Source organism: Micromonospora sp. NPDC051543, assembly GCF_044454415.1.
Classification (GTDB): Bacteria; Actinomycetota; Actinomycetes; order Mycobacteriales; family Micromonosporaceae; genus Micromonospora.
In genome coordinates this window covers 29,349-50,750 of the sequence record NZ_JBITDT010000004.1, presented here as the reverse complement: position 1 = coordinate 50,750, position 21,402 = coordinate 29,349, and the positions used below count along the sequence as shown (strand labels likewise).

The window sequence follows — 21,402 nt, the reverse complement described above, 5'->3', positions numbered from 1 at the left end:
TCTCAGACCGGATATGTGCGGGCGACGGCCAGCATCTCCGAGCTGTGCGACCCGACGACACCGACGGCCGGCGGCCGGGGCCGGAAGCCGGGCAGCGCGTCCAGCCCGTCGCTGGCGTCCATCGCCCGCAGCGCCACCTGCGCGGCGATCGGTCGCAGCGTCAGCGTGACCTCGACGCCCTCCGGCGGCGGAGCGTGGAAGACCAGACCGAACCCCCACCTGCCCGCGCGCGGCTCCACCGGCGCCGCGCGCCCGGCGACGTCGGCGCGCAGCACGGTGGCGGTCGTCGTGTCGACGTGCAGGGTGGCGAGGCGGACCGCCCGCTGCGGATTGAGGCGCAGCCGCAGCGTGCGTTCCCCGCCGGCACTGGTGTCGGCCAGCACGTCGAGCCTCGGCGCCGGCAGGTTGGCCGCCTGGGCCGGGCCGACCCGCAGCTCACCGTCGCCGAGGCCGGGGAAGTCGTCCGCCACGCCGGCCACCCCGCCGACGTAGCCGTCCGTCCACGGCTGCGGGTCGGTCTCGTGGCTCAGCCAGCGGGCCTGCCCGGTGCCGGCGTCCATGGCGTACATCAGGTGGGTGGGCGCGGGATGGGCGGCGTCGAAGCGGTCCACGACCAGCCCGACCCCGGCGAGCACCACCGCCGCCACGGCGGCGGCACCGGCCGGCAGCGCGGCGCGTCGCCGGGCCCGCAGCGCCAGCAGGCCGCGCTGCCCGCCGGCCTGCGGGTGCAGCAGGTCGACCACCGGCAGCGCGGTCAGACCGAGCAGCACCGCGACAAGCGCGGCCACCCCGCCCATCGCCATCCCCAGCGCGGGGAAGAGCAGTACCACCGTCGGCAGGAGGATCACGACGCCCACCGCGGCGGCGGCGGTCACCGCCACCACCGGCCACGGCCCGGTCTGCCGGGTACGCAGCGCGACCAGGCCGCCGAGGGCGCCGGCCAGGGCCGGCAGCGTGGTCAGGTACGCCCCGCCGGGTACCGCCACGGCGAGCAGCACCCCGAGCAGGGCCAGCCAGGCCAGACCGCCCACGGCCAGCGCGGCCGGGCCGATCCGGCGGCGCGTCAGCGCGTACCAGGTGAACAGGATCGCGGCGGCGAGCGCCAACACGGCCATCCGGTACCAGATCGGGCGGTACGGGTCGAGCAGCTCCGCGTAGCCCGGCCGGATGGTGGTGATCGCCAACCAGAGCAGTTGGGCAGCGACCGGCGCGGCCACGATCGGCACGAGGGCGAGGCCGAAACCGGCGACCAGCCGGCCCGTGCTGGCCCGTCCGCTGCGGCGGGTCAGCCAACCCAGCGCCGCTACCGCGAGCACCGCGAGCAGGGCCAGCGGCAGGACCAGCCAGCCCGGGTAGCGGGCCAACCCGCCCGGCAGTGGGAAGTAGGTGGCGTCGTGCCCGGAGCGCAGGTCGGTCAGGTCGACCGCGCCGAACTCCCGGGCCAGGCCCAGCGCGTTGTCCCCGTGCTGCTGGAGGCTGCCCCGGTCCATGGCGGCCGGCGTGTCCAGCGGCGTGTGGTAGATCGCGCCACCGTCGATGTAGGCCGAGTTCAACCCGACGAAGTTCTCATCGAGGAAGGCGGTGAAGTCGGTGTCGTTGGGCAGCGCCCGATAGATCTCCACCGCGAACGAGGTGCCCACCGGGTGGGGTGCGGCCCGACCGAAGACATCCACCAGCTTCGCGTTGTTCTTCGAGGTCTCGAACATGATCACCGGACCGGTGGAACCGCGCGCCTCCAGGTTGAGCACCACACCGCCGTCGGCGGCGAGCGGGTTGCTGGCGGCGAACGCCGCCGCGCCGCAGAGGCACGCCTCCTCGGCGTCCGTCAGCACGAAGACGACGTCGTTGCGGGGCCGTGGGCCGGTGGACAACGCGCGGGCCACCTCGAGGATGGCCGAGGTGCCGGCCGCGTCGTCGTTGCCGCCCGGTCCGGTCTGCACCGAGTCGTAGTGGGCGACCAGGAACACCCGGCCCGTCGGGTCCGTCCCGGGTAGCCGGGCCACCACGTTGCGGACCCGGGCGAAGGTCGCGCCGCCGGCCGCCCCACTGAGCTGGCCGGCCTCCGGCGCGACGGTGTCCTGCACCTGGGTCTCCAGGCCCAGGCCGCGCAGCTTCTGCTCGATTTGCGCGCGGACCTGCTCGTTGGCGGGGCTCCCCGCGACGTGCGACCGGGCCGCGATCACCTGGACGTCCTCGTACGCCCGGGCGGCGCTGAACTCGCCCGCCGGCGCGTCCGCCGGCCGTGGCGCCGGGGTCCGCAGGTCGAGCAGGCTGCCGGCGCCGACGGCCGCCAGCGCGACCAGCGCCGCCGCGGCGGCCGCAAGACGCCGTCGCGGTCGGGTCAGCGCACGGTCGGCAGGGGGTACGCGCGGAGGTGGCGCCAGGGGTACGTCCGTCGCGACGGGGGTGGGGGGTGCGCCCATCCGAACTCCTCGAAGGTAGTTGGGGCCGACGGGCAGTGATCCTGCCCATCCCTGCCCCGTGCCGCGGCCATCGTGTTGTGTGCGACCGTTGTCTAATACAGGATCAGCAGGGCACTCGGAAGGAGCCCGACATCACCAGCGAACTCCCGCGTCTCGCGGCGGTGACCCGGCCCCACCGGGGAGGCGGCCTGGCCGGCTCCCCTGTCGTGCCGTACCCGCACGGCGGGCTGGCACGGCACGGCAACCTGCCGCCCGGCGAGCGGCTGCGGGTACTGCTGGTGGAGGACGACGAGGGCGACGCCTTCCTGGTCGGTGAGCTGCTCGCCGAGACGAACTCGATGATCGACCTGCTGGTCGCCACCAGCCTGCGGGAGGCACGGCAGCGGATCGGCGACGTGGACTGCGTCCTGCTCGACCTGGGCCTGCCGGACGCCCAGGGGCTGGACGGGCTGCGTCAGGTGCTGGAGATGTCCAGCGGCGCGGCGGTCTGCGTCCTGACCGGCCGCTCGGACGAGCACCTGGGCGTCGTGGCGGTCGCCGAGGGCGCGCAGGACTACCTGGTCAAGGGTCAGGTGGACGGGGTGTTGCTGACCCGGGCGCTGCGCTACGCGGTCGAGCGTAAGCGCGCCGACGAGAACGCCCGCCGGCTGCGCGAGGTCGAGCTGCGCCAGGCCGAGTCGGCCCGCCTCGAACGCGGCCTGCTGCCGCAGCCGCTGATGACGACCGACCAGGTGGCGGTACACACCTTCTACCGGCCGGGCCGGCACGCCGCGCTGATCGGCGGGGACTTCTTCGACGTGGTGCAGACCCGTCCGGACCGGCTCGACCTGATCGTCGGGGACGTCTGCGGGCACGGGGTGGACGAGGCCGCGCTCGGTGTGGAACTGCGGGTGGCGTGGCGGGCCCTCGTGCTCGCCGGGGTGCCGGACGACGAGGTGCTGCCCGCCCTGGAGCAGGTGCTGATGAGTGAGCGCCGCCTTCAGGAGATCTTCGCGACGGTGGCCACCACCCGACTCGACCTGGACGCCAACCGGGCCACCGTCCGACTCGCCGGGCATCCGCCGCCGCTGCTGCTCTCCGGCGGCCGGGTCGTCCCGGTGCCCGCCCCCGGTGGCCTGCTGCTGGGCGTACGACCCCGCCGGCCGATCGCCTTCGACCTGGAGTTCGACACCGATGACTGGTCCCTGCTGATGTACACCGACGGCCTGATCGAGGGGCGGGTGGGCACGGGCAACGAACGGCTCGACGTGCCGGGCCTGAGTGGGCTGCTCGACGAGCCCGCCAACCGGGAGGTGTCGCTGCCCGAGCTGCCCGCCTGGCTGGTGGGCCGGGCCGAGCAGATCAACGGTGGTCCGCTCGCCGACGACGTGGCGATGCTGCTGGTCAGCCGCGGTGGTGGCCGATGACGCCGATGGTCGGCGGCTGGAGTCTGCGCCGCCGGGTCATCACGCTGCTCACCGTCGTGGGGGTGCTGCTGATCGGCCTGGCCGTCGCGGAGGCGGCCATGGCCGCCCGCAACCGCACCCAGATCGACGCCATCCTGAACCAGACCGGGCCGCTGCGGGTGCAGTCGCAGGAACTGCTCAACGCGGTGCTCGACCAGGAGACGGCGGTCCGCGGGTACGCGGTCAGCGGTGACCCGGCCGACCTGGGTCCGTACGACGCGGGCCTCGAACAGGAGAAGGCCACCGTCGCCGCGATGCGGGCCCTGCTGCACGACTACCCGCAGATCGGTCAGGAGCTGCGGACCGTCGAGGAGCGTTCGGCACAGTGGCGGGAGGCCGTCGCCCAGCCGGTGATCACCACGACGGAGCGCGAGGGCACCCGGGCCGGTCAGGCGCTCGTCACCGAGCAGGCCCGGCAGCGGTTCGACCAGGTCCGGTTGGCCGTCAACGACCTGCAGAAGGAGATCCTGGACGCCCGGGAGCGGGCCGCCGCGGACGTCCGCAACAGCAGCAACGTGCTCGTCGTCCTGCTGATCGTCGCGGCCCTGGTGGTCGTCGTGGCCGGCGCGGTGCTGCTGCTCTCGCTGGACCGGATGGTGGTCCGGCCCCTGACCGGCCTCGCCGACCAGGTCCGCGAGGTCGCCGCGGGCGACTACCAGCACCGCGTCGCCACCGTCGGCCCGCCGGAGTTCATCCAGCTCGGCGACGACGTGGACGCGATGCGTCAGAAGATCGCCTCCGACCTGGCCGAGGTGCGGGAGGCCCGCGAACGCATCGAGTGGGTCAACAGCCAGCTCCAGAAGCAGGCCGAGGAGCTGACCCGGTCCAACCGTGACCTGGAGCAGTTCGCGTACGTGGCGTCCCACGACCTGCAGGAGCCGCTGCGCAAGGTGGCCAGCTTCTGCCAGTTGCTCCAGCGCCGCTACGCCGGGCAGCTCGACGAGCGGGCCGACCAGTACATCGCCTTCGCGGTGGACGGCGCGCAGCGGATGCAGCGCCTGATCAACGACCTGCTCGCGTTCTCCCGGATCGGCCGGCTCACGACCGGCTTCGTGGACGTCGACCTGAACAAGGTGATGGGCGACGTGGCCGGCCAGACCGAGGCCGCCCGGCAGTACGCGGACGCGGAGCTGACCTGGACAAATCTGCCGGTGATCCGTGGCGAGGAGCCGCTGCTCACGAACCTGCTGGCCAACCTGGTCAGCAACTCGATCAAGTTCCGTCGTCCGGACGTGCCACCGAAGGTGCACATCTCGGCTCGGCTGGTCGACGCCGAGTGGGAGATCAGCTGTCAGGACAACGGCATCGGTATCGAGCCGGAGTTCGCCGACAAGATCTTCGTGATCTTCCAGCGGCTGCACTCGAAGGACGCGTACCCGGGCACCGGCATCGGGTTGGCGATCGTCAAGAAGATCGTGGAATATCACGGCGGCCGGGTGTGGGTGGACACCGACGTGCCGGAGGGCACCGCCATCCGGTTCACGCTCCCGGCGCGTCCCGAGGACGTGGAGGCGGCAGCCGCCGGCGAACCGGTCGAGGAGCCGCAGGAGGGTTCGGAGGGCGACGCGCCGCCCACGGACGAGGCTTCTCCCGCACTGTCGGAGCACTCCGCCGGGGCGGACCAGCCGGACCGGGCCGACGGGCCGCCGGAAGGCGGTAGAACGGGTGACATGAGGGAGACGGTGGGATGACCGCGCCGGCGGACGGCAAGAGCCCGATCGAGGTCCTGCTCGTCGAGGATGACCCGGGTGACGTGTTGATGACCCAGGAGGCGTTCGAGGAGCACAAGCTGCGCAACCGGCTGACCGTCGTCTCCGACGGCGCCGAGGCGCTGGCCTACCTCCGGCGGGAGGGTCAGTACGCGGACGCCGTGGCGCCCGACCTGATCCTGCTCGACCTCAACCTGCCGCGCCGGGACGGGCGGGAGGTGCTGGAAGAGATCAAGAACGACCCGGAGCTGCGCCGCATCCCGGTGGTCGTGCTCACCACCTCGCAGGCCGACGAGGACATCCTGCGCAGCTACCAGCTGCACGCCAACGCCTACGTGACCAAGCCGGTCGACTTCGAGCGCTTCATCTCGGTGGTCCGGCAGATCGACGAGTTCTTCGTCAGCGTGGTCAAGTTGCCGCCGCGTGGCTGACACCCTGCTCGACGACGTCGGCGACCTCCTCGCAGAGGCCGCCGACCAGGTCGTGCTGCCGCTGTTCCGCAAGCTCGACGCCGACGACGTGTCGGAGAAGGCGCCCGGCGAGGTGGTCACCGTCGCCGACCGTCGCGCCGAGGAGCTGATCTCCGCCGGGCTGCGTCGGCTCCGGCCGGGCTCGGTGGTGGTGGGCGAGGAGGGCGTCGCCGACGACCCGGAGCTGCTGGGCCACCTGCGCGACGCCGGGGACGTGTGGCTGGTCGACCCGATCGACGGCACCGCCAACTTCGCCGCCGGCCGCCGACCGTTCGCCCTGATGGTCGCCCTGTTGACCGACGGCCGGCCGAAGGCGGGCTGGATCCTCGACCCGCTGGCGGGGACGCTCGCCGCCGGCCTTGCCGACGAGGGCACGCTGCTCAACGGCCAGCCGGTCGGCACCGCCGACGTGGTGCCGTCCCTGGGCGACATTCGCGGCGTGGCGATGACCCATTTCCTGCCGCCGGAGGCCCGCGACCGGGTCCGTGCCGGCGGTCGCCGGCTCGGCGAGCTGCTGCCCGGCCAGCACTGCGCCGGCCGGGAGTACCTGGACATCCTCACCGGCGAGCAGCAGTTCGCCCTCTTCTGGCGCACCCTGCCCTGGGACCATGCCCCGGGCAGCCTGCTGGTCCGCGCGGCCGGTGGCGTGGCCCGCCGGTTCGACGGCGTGGACTACCACCCGGCCGACGATGGTCGCGGGCTGCTCGTCGCGGCCAACGAACAGGTCTGGGCCCAGGTCCACGAGGCGCTGCTCAGCTCCTGAACCGGAGCCCTCGCGTGCGGCACGCGACGACGCCGGCACGCTGCGTCGACACCGCGGCCGGTGGGCGGTCGCGGGACTGGTCACCGGCGCGCGTTCCGGTATCGTGACCGGCGGTCTCCGCCAGCAGGCCGCCGCCCGGCGCCGGCGGGGACGCCGCCGCGCAGAGTTTCACCGGGGGCCGGCGGTCGACGGAAGGACGCTTTCGTGCCCACGACCAGGCTCAGTCAGCCGCGCGTTCGCCGCGTACTGCTTCCTCTGCTCGCCGCCCTGGCGCTGGTGCTCGCGCCAGGCGTGCCCGCGTCGGCGGAGCCGGACGAGGGCGGCACCAAGAAGTTGCGGGACGCGCTGGAACTGACCGCCAAGGGCCACATCGAGGCCAAGGCCAAACTGGACAACTCCAAGCGGCGGCAGACGGCGTTGAACGGCGAGCTGAAAGCCGTCGAGGTTCGCCTGGTCGGGTTGACCGCCCAGGTCGGCGAGGTGGCCGCGCAGTCGTACCGGGCGGGTCGGCTCACCCCGACGGCGATGCTGCTCAACACCGCGACTCCGCAGGCGTTCCTGCAACGGGCGGCCGACCTGGACCTGATGGCCCAGCGGGACAGCAAGCGGTTGCGTGACCTCACCGAGGCCCGGCAGCAGGCCCAGCAGGCCAAGATCGCCATCGACACCGAGGTCCGTGAGCAGCAGAAGCAGCTCGCCGTCATGGCCAAGAAGAAGAAGGAGGCCGAGGCGGCGCTGGCCGAGGTCAGCTCGGGCGGCAGCAGTGGCTTCAGCGGCGGCAGCTCGTCCTCGGCGAAGCCGGCGCCACGGAACTCCGACGGCTCGTGGCCGTCGGAGTCCTGCTCGGTGAAGGATCCGACGACCTCGGGGTGCATCACCCCGCGCACCCTGCACGCCCTCAAGGAGACCCAGGCGGCCGGCTACAAGCGGCACGTCTCCTGCAAGCGCAGCGGTGGCGGCGGCGAGCATCCGAAGGGTCGGGCCTGTGACTTCTCGGCCGCCACGAACGGCTTCGAGGACAAGAACGCGACCGGCGGCGACAAGGCGTACGGGGACAGCCTGGCCGCCTGGCACGTCCGTAACGCCGAGCGTCTGGGTGTGCTCTACGTGATCTGGTACCGGCAGATCTGGCATCCCGGCACCGGCTGGCGTGCCTACAGTGGCAGCGGCAGTCCCGCCGCGTCGCACACGAACCATGTTCATCTCTCGATGTACTGACCCGGAGCGGCAGCTTCGCTGCGTACCATCGCGACGATGAGTTCCCCATCGTCCGACGTAGCGGCTCCCGAAGCTCCGCCCGTGCCGGTAACCGGCGGGGCGCTGCCCAATGGCCTGGCCGCCTTCCTGGTCTTCTTCGCCAGCGGCGCCGTGCTGGTGCTGGAGACGGTCGCGCTGCGCCTGGTCGGCCCGTACGTCGGGGTGACCCTCCAGGTGACCAGCTCGGTCATCGGCATCGCGCTCGCCGCGATCGCGTACGGCGCGTGGTCCGGCGGCTGGCTGGCCGACCGGCGCGACCCGCGCGGCCTGCTGGCGCCCGCCCTGGTGCTGGCCGGGATCGCCACCGCGATCACCCTGCCCGTGGTGCGCTACGCCGGCGAGGTGCTCCGTGGTGGGGCGGCCAGCGCCATCCTGCTGCTCGTGGCGCTCGCCGTGTTCGTGCCGGCGGCGCTGCTGGCGGCGGTCACCCCGCTGGTTGTGAAGCTCCAACTCGCCGACCTGCGCCGGACCGGCCAGGTGGTCGGCCGGCTGTCCGGCATCGGCACCCTGGGCGGCATCACCGCCACTCTGCTCACCGGCTTCGTGCTGGTCGCGGCACTGCCCAGCACGGTCATCCTGCTGGCGTTGGCGATCTCCCTCGGCCTGGTCGGTATCGGTCTCGGCTGGTATCTGCGCCGTCAGACGCGTACCGGCCTGCCCGGTCGGGCCCGGGCCCGGGCCGCGCTGGCCGTCCTCGGCCTGCTCGGGGCGGGACTGAGCACCGTCGCGCCGAACCCGTGCGACATCGAGACGGCGTACCACTGCGCCCGTGTCACCACCGACCCGAACCGGCCCAGCGGCCGGGCGCTGCTGCTCAACTCGGCCCAGCACTCGTACGTCGACCTGGCCGACCCGACGCACCTGGAGTACGCCTACACGAAGTGGATCGGCGCGGTCGCCGACGTGGCAACGCCGGCCGGGCAGCGGTTGGACGCCCTGCACCTGGGTGGCGGCGGCTTCACCGTGCCGACGTACCTGACCGCCACCCGGCCGGGCACCGACAACCTGGTGTTCGAGATCGACGGTGGGCTGGTGGAGCTGGGCGAACGGGAACTCGGCGTACGCCCGGGCCAAGGTCTGCGGGCGGTGGTGGGCGACGCCCGGATGCTGGTCGCCGGCGAGCCGGCGGACAGCCGCGACCTGGTCGTCGGCGACGCGTTCGGCCACCTGGTGGTGCCCTGGCACCTGGCGACCCGGGAGATGGCCGCCGAGATCCGGCGGGTGACCCGCCCCGGCGGGGTGTACGTGCAGAACGTCATCGACTACCCGCCGCTGCGGTTCATCCGCGCCGAACTGGCGACGGTCGCCGCCGAGTTCACGAACGTCGCGCTGATCGCCCCGCCGGAGGCGCTCGCCGAGGAGCGGGGCAGCAACTTCCTCATCGTCGCCTCCGACGCGCCGCTGCCGCTGACCGCCGTCCGCGCCCGCCTCGACGTGGTCGACGCGAGCGTCAGCCTGCTCTCCGGCGCGGACCTCGCGGATTTCGTCGGCAAGGCGATGGTGCTGACCGACGACTACGCGCCGGTGGACCAACTGCTGGCGACCGCCTGATCGGGTGATATTCGTGACCGATTCCGATCCTTCAGGTGTAGACCGGTCCGTGCTGGGCAACAACGGCCACCATGGGCGGTGGGGACCGTAACGGCGCGCAACTCCTCGACGAGCGGTATCGGCTCGTCGAGCAGCTCGGCGCGGGTGGCATGTCGGTGGTCTGGCGCGGTTACGACGAGGTGCTGGGCCGCCAGGTCGCGGTGAAGGTGTTGGCGTCACGGCTGGCCACCGACCGGGCCTTCCGGCACCGCATCCGCGTCGAGGCGCAGGCCGCCGCGCGGCTCTGCCATCCCAACATCACCAACGTGTACGACTACGGCGAGTCCCACCAGGTCGGCCTGACCGTGCCGTACGTCGTGATGGAACTGGTCGACGGCGGTTCGCTGGCCGCCCGGCTCGGCCGCGAGGTGCGGCTGCCGTGGCGTGAGGCGGTGACGATCGGCGCGGAGGTCAGCTCGGCGCTGGCCACCGCCCACAGTCGTGGGGTCGTGCACCGCGACGTCACCCCGGGCAACGTCATGCTCACCCCGACCGGGGTGAAGGTGGTCGACTTCGGGATCTCCGCGCTGGTGGGGGAGAGCGAGAAGGGTCCGGACGGCGCGTTGCTGGGCACGCCCGCGTACCTCGCGCCGGAGCGGCTGGACAACGGTCAGGTCTCCCCGGCCACCGACGTGTACGCCGTGGGGCTGCTGCTCTACCGGATGCTCACCGGTCGGTTGCCCTGGGAGGCGACCACGACCACCCAGATGCTGCGGGCGCACATGTACAGCGACCCGGAGCCGATGCCCGCGGTGTCCGAGCTTCCTGACGCGGTGACCGACCTGGTCCGGCGCTGCCTCGCCAAGCGCCCCGCCGACCGGCCGGACACCGCCGAGCTGGCCCGGACCCTCGCCGAGGCGGCCGGAATGCTGTCGGCGGTACCCGTCTCACCGGCGGGCGGTCCGCTGGACCCCGCCGCGCTGGCCAACGCGGGCACCACGATCCTGCCCTGGTCGGCGGAGACGGACGCTCTTCCGCTGTCGCGGACCCGGCGTGGCCGCATCCGGCAGGCGAACCGGCGTCGGCGGGTGGAGGCCGGGGTGGCAGCCGTCGGGTTGATCGCGGTCACCGGGGCGATGTGGGGGCTCACTTCCCGCAGCCCGGCCAGCGGCCAGGACCGGCCCACCACCGAGGCGCGGATGGGTCTGCCGGAGAAGGCGCCCTGCGAGGTGGCGTACGCGCTGCGCACCGACTCCGGCAAGGACTTCACGGCCGAGCTGACCCTGACCAACACCGGCGACCGGGCGCTGAGCGACTGGACGATGAGCTTCACGTTCCCCGGCCAGCAGAAGGTGACCAAGGCCGAGCCCGCCCCGGCGCAGCAGCAGGGCGGCGCGGTGCAGATCCGCCCTGCGGCGCAGGGAAAGACGCTGGCGCCCGGCGCGGCCGAGAAGCTGACGCTGGCCGGTACGTACACCGGGGCGAACCCGCTGCCGGTGGAGTTCCGGCTCGGCGACGCGACCTGCGGGGTACGCGTCTCCGGGGTGGCCGGGTCGACCCCGTCCACCGCCCCGGCCGTCAAGGTCGCCCCGACCAAGGCCGCACCGAAGAAGACGACGAAGACCACCACCAAGGTCGCACCCAAGGCACCGGCCCAGCCGAAGGCGCCCGAGAAGGCGAAGGCGCCGAAGAAGCCGTCCGAGGCCAAGGGGCCGGGTGGTCCGGGAAAAGGGTGAAAGCGCCTGAGGGGCACGCGCGCCACCCGAAGTGAGGTGTCAGCGCCGCCCCGCGAAGCGCTGCACCTGGTCTATCCCGCCCTCCACGACCAGCACTCCGCCGTCCACGAGCGCCGTGTCGTCCGAGGCGTACCGGAAACGCTCGCCCGGCACCTTCGCGCCGATCACCCGGACCCCGTCGCGCTCGTGCGGACGCAGGTCGTGCAGTGTCCGACCGGCCAGGGACGGCGGAACCCGGACGGTGGCGATCGCGAAGGCGTCGTCGAACTCGATGAAGTCGAGCAACCGACTGACGATCAGGTGCGCCACCCGGTCACCGGTCTCCGCCTCCGGAAAGATCACGTGGTGCGCGCCCACGGACGACAGGATCTTGGCGTGCTTCTGCGACGTGGCGCGGGCCCAGATCTGCGGCACGCCCAGCTCGACGAGCGCCAGCACGGTGAGCACGCTCGCCTCCACCGATGCCCCGATGGCCACCACGGCCCGGCCGAAGCTCGCGACGCCGAGCTGCCGCAACGCCCCCTCCTCCGTCGCGTCCGCCTGCACCACCCGGTCGAGCTGGGCCGAGAAGCGCTGCACCTGGTCCGGATTGCGGTCGACGGCCAACACCTCGCGTTCCATCCGGGCGAGGGACCCGGCCAGGTGACAGCCGAACCGGCCCAGCCCGATCACGACGACGCCACCGCCGTCCGCTCGTCTCGTCGACACCTCGACCTCCTCGTCGCTAGCCGACAATCGGCTGTTCCTGGGGATAGCGGTAGAGCCTGCGTCGGGTGTTCAGGGCGATCGCCGACCCGAGGGTGAGCGGCCCGACCCGACCGATGAACATCAACACCGTCAGCACCACCTGACCACTGCCGGGCAGTTCGCCGGCCAGGCCGATGGTCAGCCCGGTGGTGCTGAACGCGGACGTGACCTCGAACAGCACCGCGACGAACCGCACGCCCTCGGTGAGCAGCAGCAGGAGCATCGTCCCGGCGGTGACCAGCGCGACGCTCAGCAGAGCGACGGTGACGGCCTGCCGCTGGCTGGCGGTGGCCACCCGGCGGTGCCCGACCGTCACGTCGGGCTCCCCACGCAGCTCCGCCCAGATGGTGAACGCCAGCAGGAAGAACGTGGAAACCTTGATACCGCCGGCCGTGCTGGCGCTCCCGCCACCGATGAACATCAACACGATCAGCAGCGGATAGCTCTCCTCCTGCAGGTCGGCGATGTTCAGGACACTGAACCCGCCGGTCCGGCTCAACGCGATCTGCGTGAACGACGCGAGCGTCTTTCCGGCGGCGTCGTACGGGCCGATGGTGCTGGCGTTGGTCCACTCGGCGGCGAGCAGGCCGACGAAGCCGAGCACCAGCAGCGCCACACTGCCCCAGATCGTCAGCTTGGTCGCGACCGCCCAGCCCGCCGGCCTGCGCCACTCGCGGACCGCCTCGAACAGGGCGGGGAACCCCAGACCGCCGACGATGGCGCCGAACGCCAACGGCAGCGACACCCACGGGTCACGGTCGAAGGCCAGCAGGCCGTCCGAGTAGAGCGCGAACCCACCGTTGTTGAACGCCTGGACGGAGTGGAACACCCCCGACCAGAGGGCCCGGCCGGGCGCGTAGTCGTACGCCCACCAGAGGCGGCCGGCGACCAGCGCCGTCATCACCGCCTCGCAGGCGAAGACGGTCACCGCGATCCGGCTCAGCAACCGGGTCACGTCTCCAACGCCGAACTCCGCCGTCTCGGCCTGCACCAGCAGCCGGTTGCGCAGGCCGAGCTGGCGGGAGACCACGAGGATGACAAGCGCCGCGACGGTGAGGATGCCGAGACCGCCGAGCTGCGTGAGCAGGGTGATCACCAACAGGCCCCCGCCGGACCAGTAGTTCGGGGTGTCGGTCACCGCCATGCCGGTGACGGACACCGCCGAGGTGGCGGTGAACAGCGCGGTGACCAGGGGTGGTCGCTGGTGCTGGACGGTCGACCAGCGCGTCATCAGCAGCCCGGTGCCGAGCAGGATCGGCACCAGGAACCCCAGCGGCACGAGCCGCACGGGGTTGCGGAGTAACCGACGCACCAGACAATCTTCCTTTTCCGTACGACCGCCGGAGTCGGAACGCTCATTCCGGAGATTCACCTGCCGGTCAGACATCGACCAACTCCCGGCCAATCGCACCGGGTCTGCTGTCTGCGACACCCTCGATGACAGGAGACGGCGTTGCGACGTACCCTCTCGACCCTCGGTGTGGCCGGCGCGCTGCTCGCCGCCGCCGTGGCCGTGCCCACCATGGCCGCCGCCGGCCCCTCGTCCGACGCGGACCGCGCCCGGCCCACCGACCGGCCCATCGTCATCGGTCACCGTGGGGCCAGCGGTTACCGGCCGGAGCACACCCTTGAGGCGTACCGGCTGGCGATCCGGATGGGCGCCGACTACATCGAGCCGGACCTGGTGCCCACCTCCGACGGCGTGCTGGTCGCCCGGCACGAGAACGAGATCTCCGGCACCACCGACGTCGCGGCCCACCCGGAGTTCGCGGCCCGCAAGGCGACGAAGACCATCGACGGCGTCGCCGTGACCGGCTGGTTCACCGAGGACTTCACCCTCGCCGAGCTGAAGACGCTGCGGGCCAAGGAACGGCTGCCGCAGGTACGCGTCGCGAACACCGCCTTCGACGGCCGCTTCGAGGTGCCCACCCTCCAGGAGGTCATCGACCTCGCCCGAACCGAGGGGCGGGCACGGGGCCGCACCATCGGCATCTACCCGGAGACCAAGCACCCGAGCTACTTCACGTCCATCGGCAAGCCGCTGGAGGAGCCGCTGCTGGCGGTGCTGCGGCAGAACAAGCTGGACCGGAAGAACTCGCCGGTCTTCATCCAGTCGTTCGAGACGGCCAACCTGCGCCGGCTGAGCCGACTCACCGAGGTCAAGCTGATCCAGCTCCTGGACGCGACCGGCCGCCCGTACGACTTCACCGCCGCCGGTGACACCCGCACCTACCAGGACCTCGCCACGGCCGCCGGCCTCAAGTGGATCGCCGGGTACGCCGACGGCATCGGCGCGAACAAGAACCTGATCGTGCCCCGCGACGCCGCCGGCAACCTGCTCGCCCCGACGAACGTGGTCCGTGACGCGCACCGCGAGCGGCTGCTCGTGCACTCCTGGACCTTCCGCGCGGAGAACCAGTTCCTCCCCGTCGACTTCCGCATCGGCACCGACCCGAACGCTCGCGGCGACATCACGGCCGAGTACGAACTGTTCTTCGGCCTCGGCCTGGACGGCGTCTTCAGCGACCACCCGGACACCGCGGTCGCCGCCCGCGCCGGCCTCTGACCTCGCCGACACGACCCGGCCGCTGACCCACCGCTGGTCCTCGGCCCGGCCGCTGACCCACCGCTTGTCTTCGGCACGGCCGCTGACCCGCTCGCGAGCCTCGGGTCGTCCGCTGACCCGCTCGCGAGCCTCGGCTCGAAGCTGACCCACCCCCGAGCCTCGGCTCGAAGCTGACCCACCCCCGAGCCTCGGCTCGAAGCTGACCCACCCCCGAGCCTCGGCTCGGAGCTGACCCGCTCCGCGCCGACCACCGGGCCGATCACGTCCGGCCCACACGCTGGCCCGTCGTCCGTCACCTCGGACGCCGGGCCAGCGGCGTCCCCGGCGCGGGCGCGGGCGCAGGCGCAGGCGCAGGCGCAGGCGCAAGATCGTGCTCGATCTAGGAAGTAGTGGCATCGCCGCGCCCCCGAGGCCACTACTTCAACGATCGAGCACGATCTTGATGGGGCGAAGGTGGCGTGGGGGCAGCAACTTCCCTGTTGTTGCTGCTTCAGGGCCGGCGGAGACAGCAACAACAGCGAAGTTGCGCGGATCTTCGCCCGGCGGCGGCGGCAACGGCAGCAGGCGGCGGCAACGGCGGCCGGGACGGCGACGGCGCTCGGCGGCGGTGCCCGCGCTCGGCGGCGGTGCCCGCGCTCGGCGGCGGGTGCCCGCGCTCGGCGGCGGGTGCCCGCGCTCGGCGGCGGGTGCCCGCGCTCGGCGGCGGGTGCCCGCGCTCGGCGGCGGGTGCCCGCGCCCGGCGGCGGTGCCCGCGCCCGGCGGCGGGTGCCCGCGCCCGGCGGCGGTGCCCGCGCCCGGCGGCGGTGCCCGCGCTCGGCGGCGGCTGCCCGCGCTCGGCGGACCACGCCGGGCAGGGCGGCTGACGGCGGATGGCTCGGGGCGACACACCTGTCGATCTGTCCGTGGCGCTGCGGGCCATCGGGAGATCCGGGTCGGGGGTGGTAGTGCGGCCGGTTGTAACCTCGGGCCACCCCCCTGGCGTTACTTGTGTGTTTCCGCCACATAGCCCGTGGGTGACGTCACTTCTAGCGTGAGCCGACAACCAAGCATCTTGTCCTCACCTGGAGTCGCGATGACGGTCCGGCACACGCGGCGGGCGTTCCTCTCCGCCGCCACGATGATGGCCGCGGCGCTGGCCGCCACGGCCTGCGGTAGCCCGCAGGACACCGCCACCGGCGGCGGCGACAGTGCCGCCCCGGTCAAGGTCGGCCTGGTGTACTCCCAGTCGGGAGCCCTGGCCAGCTACGGCAAGCAGTACATCGAGGGTTTCAAGGCGGGGCTCGACTTCGCCACCAAGGGCACCGGCAAGGTCGGTGACCGGAAGATCGAGTTGACCGAGGTCGACGACGCCGGTGACCCGGCCAAGGCGGTCTCCGCCGCGAAGGACCTGATCGGCAAGGGCACGAAGATCATTGCCGGGTCGACCGCGTCCGGGGTGGCGTTGCAGGTCGCGCCGATCGCGGCGCAGAACAAGGTTCTCTTCATCTCCGGCCCGGCCGCGACCGACGCGGTGACCGGGGCGAACAAGTACACGTTCCGGTCCGGCCGGCAGTCCTACCAGGACGTGGTGACGGCCAAGTCCTTCATCGGCGACCCGACCGGCAAGAAGGTCGTGGTCTTCGCCCAGGACGGCGCGTTCGGCGACGCCAACGAGGCGGCCGTCAAGACGGTCATCGGCGGCGCGGGCGCCACCGTGAGCAGTGTGCGGGCGCCGGCCAGCGCCACCGAGTTCACGCCGTTCGCCAGCCAGATCAAGGCCGCCAAGCCGGACCTGCTCTTCGTCGCCTGGGCCGGCACCACCGCCCCGGCGATGTGGCAGACCCTCGACCAGCAGGGCGTGCTGTCGTCCACCACGGTCGTCACCGGCCTGGACATCCGCGCCTCGTGGCCCACCTTCGGGGCGGCCGGCGCGAAGATCTCCTTCCTGTCGCACTACTTCGACGGCGCGTCCGACACCGAGGCCAGCAAGGCGCTCAAGGCCAAGGTGAGCACCATCGACCTGTTCCACCCGGACGGCTTCGCCGCCGCCCAGATGGTGGTGCGGGCCGTGCAGGAGGGTGGCGACGACGTCGACAAGATGGTCAAGGCTCTCGAGGACTGGAGCTTCGACGGGGTCAAGGGCAAGATGACCATCCGCGCCGCCGACCACGCGCTGCTGCAGCCGATGTTCCAGGCCAAGCTGACCGGCAGCGGCACCGACTTCACGGCGACCGCGCAGAAGAGCCTCACCGGCGACGAGACCGCGCCACCGGCCGTGGCCATGAAGGGCTGAGAAATGCTCGCCACCCGCGGTCTGACCTGGCGGATCGGTGAGGTCGCCATCGTCGACAGCGTCTACCTCGACCTGGCGCCCGGGGAGTTCCTGGGCGTGATCGGGCCGAACGGCGCCGGCAAGACCTCACTGTTCAACCTGATCACCGGCCTGCGCCGGGCCACGGAGGGCCGGATCACCCTGGACGGGCAGGACATCGGAGGGCTCCCGCCGCACCGGCGGGCCCGCCTCGGTCTGGGCCGTACCTTCCAGGCGTCCTCGGTCTTCGGCTCGCTCAGCGTGCGGGAGAACGTCCGACTCGCCGTGCAGGCGTACCGCGGGGGCTCGATGGCGTTGTGGCGGCGGGCGGCGGCCGACCGGGAGGTCGCCGCCGCCGCCGACGCGGCGCTCGACCGGGTCGGCCTCGCCCACCGGGGTACGGCACTCGCCGGCACCCTGGCCCACGGCGAGAAGCGCAAGTTGGAGATCGCTCTGCTGCTCGCCGGTGAACCACGGGTGATGCTGCTCGACGAGCCGATGGCCGGGGTCAGCGCCGAGGACGTGCCCGAGCTGGTGACGGTCATCAAGTCGTTGACCGGCGACAGCGGCCGGTCGGTGCTGATGGTCGAGCACCACATGGACGTCATCCTGGAGCTGGCCGACCGGATCGCCGTCATGCACCACGGCGCGCTGCTGGCCTGCGACACCCCGGAGACGGTGATGGCCAACCCCACCGTGCAAGAGGCCTACCTGGGGGAGTCCCTCTAATGGAACCAGTCCTCACCGTGGAGGGCCTGTCGGTCCGGATCTCCGGGCTGCACATCCTCCAGGGCGTGTCCTTCACGGTCGCCCCGACCGGCGTGACCGTCCTGCTCGGGCGCAACGGCGTCGGCAAGACCACCACGTTGCGCGCGATCGTCGGCCTCACCCCGCCCGCCGGGGAGGTGCGCGGCACCATCCGGATGGGCGCGCAGAGCCTGCTGGCCCGGCCCACCCACCGGCTGGTCCGCGGTGGGCTCGGCTACGTACCGGAAGACCGGTGCGTGTTCGCCGGCCTCACCGTCGCCGAGAACCTACGGCTCGCCGAACGGCGCGGCACCATCCCGGCGTACGACAAGGTCTTTGCTCTCTTCCCGGAGCTGGACCGGCGCGGACGCCAACGGGCGGGCTCGCTCTCCGGCGGGCAGCAGCAGATGCTCGCGATCGGGCGGGTGCTGCTCAACGACAACCGGCTGCTGCTGGTCGACGAGCCGACCAAGGGGTTGGCGCCGAAGGTGGTGACCGAGGTGGCCGAGGTGTTGGAGCGGGTCGCGGAGTCGGTGCCGGTGCTGCTGGTGGAGCAGAACCTGGCCGTCGTGCGCCGACTGGCCCGCGACGCCGTGGTGCTCTCCGCCGGCCGGGTCGCCTGGACGGGCGACGCCCAGGACCTGCTGCTCGAGACCGCGCTGACGAAGTCGCTGCTGGGCGTCGGTTCGGCGGAGGTGAACCACTGATGAGCACGGTGATCCTGCTGGCGTTGACCGGCCTCGGCCTGGCGGCGCTGTACTTCCTGGTCGCGTCGGGCCTGTCGCTGGTCTTCGGCCTCGCCGACGTGCTCAACTTCGCGCACGGGCTGTTCCTCGGCGTCGGCGCGTACGGCACCTGGTGGGCGGCGGGCAACCTGCCGGGCGCGGGCCCGGACGGGTTCGGCTTCGTGCTCGCGGTCGCCTTCGGGGTGGCCGCCGGCACGCTCGTCGCGGTGCTGGTCGAGCTGGTGCTGATCCGGCCGCTCTACTCCCGCACCATCGAGCAGGTGCTGGTCACCGTCGGCCTGTCGCTGGCCGGGGTGGCGCTGCTCCAGGCCACCTGGGGTGCCGACGCCCGGCCGTTCCCGCGCCCCGCCTGGACCCGGCAGGTGACCGGGATCCTCGGCGCGCAGGTGCCGAACGGCGGCCTGCTGCTGATCATCGCGGCGGTGCTGGTGCTCGGCGCGATCCTGGCGTTCCTGCGCTGGACCCGGTACGGCCTGGTGATCCGGGCCGGGGTGGAGAACCGGGAGATGGTGACCGCGCTCGGCATCGACGTCCGCAAGGCGTTCACGCTGGTCTTCGCGATCGGCGGGGCGGCGGCCGCGCTCGCCGGAGCGCTCGGCGGCGTCTACTTCGGCACCGTCTCGCCCGGTCAGGGCGGCTCACTGCTGATCTTCGCGTTCATCGTGGTGGTGATCGGCGGGATGGGCTCGGTGGTCGGCTCCGCGTACGCGGCGGTCGTGGTCGGGCTGGTGCAGCAGTTCGTCAACTACTACGGCACGTCCGGGCTGGGCGACATCTGCGTGGTCGGGCTGCTGGCCGTGGTGCTGCTGCTGCGCCCGCAGGGCATCGCCGGAAAGGTGGCAACGGCATGACGGTGATCGACGCGCCTCCCGCTCAGGTGCCGGACGAACTGACTCCGCAGCGGGGGCGGTGGCATCGGGTCCGCCCGTTCCTGCCGCTCGTCGCGCTGGCGGTGATGGCGATCCTGCCGTACTCGACGATCTCCCTGCCGGGGATCTTCGAGGGGCCGGTCAATTCGCCCGGCACTCTGCAGATCCTCGCCATCTGCCTGATCTTCGGCGGGCTGGCGGCGGGGTACGACCTGCTCTTCGGCCGGACCGGGATGCTCTCGTTCGGGCACGCGCTCTACTTCGCGGCCGGCGTGTACGGCACCGACATCCTCGTCACCCGGGCCGGACTGCCGCTGTGGCAGGCGGCGCTGCTGACGATCACCGGCGGCACGATCCTCGCCGCGCTGCTCGGCGCGGTTGCCCTGCGGACCGTGGGCATCGCGTTCGCCATGGTCACGTTGGCGTTCGCCCAGGTCGGGGCGATCCTGGTGGCCCGGGATTTCGGCGGGCTCACCGGTGGTGAGGAGGGCCTACCGCTGGACGTGTCCGGGCTGCCGGCCGGACTGGTCGGGGTGACCAACACGGTCAATCTGTACTGGTTGGCGCTGGCGTACCTGACGCTGGTGGTCTTCGTGGTGCACCGGGTCAGCGGGTCGCCGACCGGGCGGGTCCTCGCCGGGCTGCGTGACGACGAGCGACGGATCGGCGTGCTCGGGCTCGACCCGTACCGCTACAAGCTGGTGGCGTTCACCCTGGCCGGCGGGTTGGCGTCGGCGGGCGGCGTGGTCTACGTCCTGATCGTCGGCGGCGCCTCGCCGCACATCACGTCCTCCGAGCTGACCCTTTCGCTCCTGGTCATGGTGGTGCTCGGCGGACCGGGCACCCGGTGGGGACCGGTGCTCGGCGGCGTCCTCTACATGTATCTGGACCACCGGCTCACCGCGTTCGGCACGAGTGACGCGGTCGACAACCTGCCGGCCGTCCTCAGTCACCCGCTGAGCCAGCCCCTGTTCGTCCTCGGCACGGTCTTCATCCTGGCGGTGTACTTCTTCCCCGGCGGTCTGACCAGCCTGGCCCCCCGCCTGACCGCCCTGACCAGATCCCTCCGTCCCACCCCCCGCCCCTGACCGCCGGCCGTATCCCGGCCGCTGAACCCGGTCGATCATGGAGTTATCGTCACGACACGCCGTGCCAGATGGCGATAACTTCATGATCGACGGGGTTCGGGGACGGGGTTCGGGGATGGGGAGGTTGGTCGATGGGAGCGCGGCTTGCGGTGGTTAGCGGGGGTGGGACCGGGATCGGGGCGGCCATCGCGGGGTCGCTCGCCCGGGACGGGTACGACGTTCTCGTCGTCGGGCGACGGGCGGACGTGTTGGCGGCGACCGCCGAGCGCATCGCCGTCGACTGTGGACGGCCGGGCGCCGTCACCCCGGTGCCCGCGGACCTGACCGACCCGGAGCAGCTCGACCCGGTCCTGGCAGCGGTCGACGGTCGGCCGGTCGACGTGGTGGTCAACAACGCGGGCGGCTACCTGGGTGGGGAGACCGACACGCTGGCGGGGACCGCCGCACACTGGCGGGCCAACCTGGACGCCAACGTCCTCACCGCGGTGCTGTTGACCGAGGCGCTGCGGCCGGCGCTGCGTCGACCCGGTGGGCGGGTGATCCTGGTCAGCTCGATCGCCGCACAGCGGGGTGGTGCTGACGCGTACGCGGCGGCGAAGGCGGCCCTGCACGGCTGGGCGTACACCCTGGCGGCGCAGCTCGGTCCGGAGCAGATCACGGTCAACGTGGTGAGCCCGGGCTACGTCGCCGAGACCGACTTCTTCGGCGACCGGATGACCCCCGAGGGGTACGCGAAGCGGGTCGCGGAGACGCTCCTCAAGCGTCCCGGACTACCCGACGACATCGCCGAGGCCGTCCGCTACCTAGCCAGCCCGGCCGCCGGCTACGTGACCGGCCAGGTCCTCGGCGTCAACGGCGGCTCAGTCCTAGGCCGCTAACCCCCAACCCCCCACCCACTGACCCCACCCCACCCACCCACCCCGGTGATCAAGAGGTTCGCGTCAGAATCCGGCCGGAATGTTACCCGGACAAAATTTTGAAAAATGGTGGGAGGTGGGGGGGGAGGGGGTGGGGGT

17 protein-coding genes are annotated in these 21,402 nt (G+C 72.3%); 14 read left to right on the top strand and 3 right to left on the bottom strand.

Translation table 11 applies throughout. The annotated features are described in order from the left end of the window. Positions 1 to 2 precede the first annotated feature (2 nt). Complete coding sequence (locus ACIA3K_RS08070; protein ID WP_396799825.1) at positions 3 to 2,423, bottom strand: M28 family peptidase; 2,421 nt, start codon at positions 2,421 to 2,423, stop codon at positions 3 to 5. A 206-nt stretch (positions 2,424 to 2,629) separates the two neighbouring features. Here ACIA3K_RS08070 and ACIA3K_RS08065 point away from each other — a divergent pair, with 206 nt between their 5' ends. The 7 genes from ACIA3K_RS08065 to ACIA3K_RS08035 all read left to right on the top strand — a co-directional run bounded on the left by ACIA3K_RS08065 (position 2,630) and on the right by ACIA3K_RS08035 (position 11,333). Next, positions 2,630 to 3,829 (top strand): fused response regulator/phosphatase, encoded by a 1,200-nt coding sequence (locus ACIA3K_RS08065; protein WP_357134396.1) that lies wholly within the window; start codon positions 2,630 to 2,632, stop codon positions 3,827 to 3,829. After that, complete coding sequence (locus tag ACIA3K_RS08060; RefSeq protein ID WP_396799824.1) at positions 3,826 to 5,559, top strand: ATP-binding protein; 1,734 nt, start codon at positions 3,826 to 3,828, stop codon at positions 5,557 to 5,559. The genes ACIA3K_RS08065 and ACIA3K_RS08060 overlap by 4 nt, the downstream gene beginning before the upstream one ends. Then, complete coding sequence (locus tag ACIA3K_RS08055) at positions 5,556 to 6,008, top strand: response regulator (RefSeq protein WP_007465485.1); 453 nt, start codon at positions 5,556 to 5,558, stop codon at positions 6,006 to 6,008. Before ACIA3K_RS08060 ends, ACIA3K_RS08055 begins: the two co-directional genes overlap by 4 nt. Continuing rightward, positions 6,001 to 6,810, top strand: a complete 810-nt coding sequence (locus ACIA3K_RS08050; protein WP_396799822.1) for an inositol monophosphatase family protein — start codon at positions 6,001 to 6,003, stop codon at positions 6,808 to 6,810. The genes ACIA3K_RS08055 and ACIA3K_RS08050 overlap by 8 nt, the downstream gene beginning before the upstream one ends. 246 nt (positions 6,811 to 7,056) lie before the next feature. After that, a complete protein-coding gene (locus ACIA3K_RS08045; RefSeq protein WP_396800288.1) occupies positions 7,057 to 8,028 on the top strand; it encodes a coiled-coil domain-containing protein in 972 nt (323 codons plus the stop codon). A 36-nt stretch (positions 8,029 to 8,064) separates the two neighbouring features. After that, complete coding sequence (locus tag ACIA3K_RS08040) at positions 8,065 to 9,618, top strand: fused MFS/spermidine synthase (protein WP_396799821.1); 1,554 nt, start codon at positions 8,065 to 8,067, stop codon at positions 9,616 to 9,618. A 71-nt stretch (positions 9,619 to 9,689) separates the two neighbouring features. Next, the gene (locus tag ACIA3K_RS08035) at positions 9,690 to 11,333 is read left to right on the top strand and encodes a serine/threonine-protein kinase (protein WP_396799820.1); all 1,644 of its coding nucleotides are present in this window, start codon (positions 9,690 to 9,692) and stop codon (positions 11,331 to 11,333) included. Between the two features lie 39 nt (positions 11,334 to 11,372). Here ACIA3K_RS08035 and ACIA3K_RS08030 read toward each other — a convergent pair whose 3' ends face one another. Together ACIA3K_RS08030 and ACIA3K_RS08025 are read right to left on the bottom strand one after the other, a co-directional pair. Next, on the bottom strand, positions 11,373 to 12,041 hold the full coding sequence (locus tag ACIA3K_RS08030) for a potassium channel family protein (RefSeq protein WP_396799819.1): 669 nt from the start codon (positions 12,039 to 12,041) through the stop codon (positions 11,373 to 11,375). Positions 12,042 to 12,057: 16 nt separating this feature from the next. Continuing rightward, a complete protein-coding gene (locus tag ACIA3K_RS08025) occupies positions 12,058 to 13,392 on the bottom strand; it encodes a TrkH family potassium uptake protein (RefSeq protein ID WP_396799817.1) in 1,335 nt (444 codons plus the stop codon). Positions 13,393 to 13,533: 141 nt separating this feature from the next. On the opposite strand from ACIA3K_RS08025, the gene ACIA3K_RS08020 reads away from it, so the two are divergent. From ACIA3K_RS08020 to ACIA3K_RS07990, 7 genes are all read left to right on the top strand, one after another. After that, a complete protein-coding gene (locus ACIA3K_RS08020; protein WP_396799816.1) occupies positions 13,534 to 14,646 on the top strand; it encodes a glycerophosphodiester phosphodiesterase in 1,113 nt (370 codons plus the stop codon). Positions 14,647 to 15,718: 1,072 nt separating this feature from the next. After that, positions 15,719 to 16,918 (top strand): substrate-binding domain-containing protein, encoded by a 1,200-nt coding sequence (locus ACIA3K_RS08015; RefSeq protein ID WP_396799814.1) that lies wholly within the window; start codon positions 15,719 to 15,721, stop codon positions 16,916 to 16,918. A 3-nt stretch (positions 16,919 to 16,921) separates the two neighbouring features. After that, complete coding sequence (locus ACIA3K_RS08010) at positions 16,922 to 17,665, top strand: ABC transporter ATP-binding protein (protein ID WP_396799813.1); 744 nt, start codon at positions 16,922 to 16,924, stop codon at positions 17,663 to 17,665. Next, the gene (locus ACIA3K_RS08005; protein WP_396799812.1) at positions 17,665 to 18,390 is read left to right on the top strand and encodes an ABC transporter ATP-binding protein; all 726 of its coding nucleotides are present in this window, start codon (positions 17,665 to 17,667) and stop codon (positions 18,388 to 18,390) included. The genes ACIA3K_RS08010 and ACIA3K_RS08005 overlap by 1 nt, the downstream gene beginning before the upstream one ends. Continuing rightward, complete coding sequence (locus ACIA3K_RS08000; RefSeq protein ID WP_396799811.1) at positions 18,390 to 19,280, top strand: branched-chain amino acid ABC transporter permease; 891 nt, start codon at positions 18,390 to 18,392, stop codon at positions 19,278 to 19,280. Before ACIA3K_RS08005 ends, ACIA3K_RS08000 begins: the two co-directional genes overlap by 1 nt. After that, positions 19,277 to 20,386, top strand: a complete 1,110-nt coding sequence (locus ACIA3K_RS07995) for a branched-chain amino acid ABC transporter permease (protein ID WP_396799810.1) — start codon at positions 19,277 to 19,279, stop codon at positions 20,384 to 20,386. Before ACIA3K_RS08000 ends, ACIA3K_RS07995 begins: the two co-directional genes overlap by 4 nt. 131 nt (positions 20,387 to 20,517) lie before the next feature. After that, complete coding sequence (locus tag ACIA3K_RS07990; protein ID WP_396799809.1) at positions 20,518 to 21,264, top strand: SDR family NAD(P)-dependent oxidoreductase; 747 nt, start codon at positions 20,518 to 20,520, stop codon at positions 21,262 to 21,264. Positions 21,265 to 21,402: the final 138 nt, after the last annotated feature.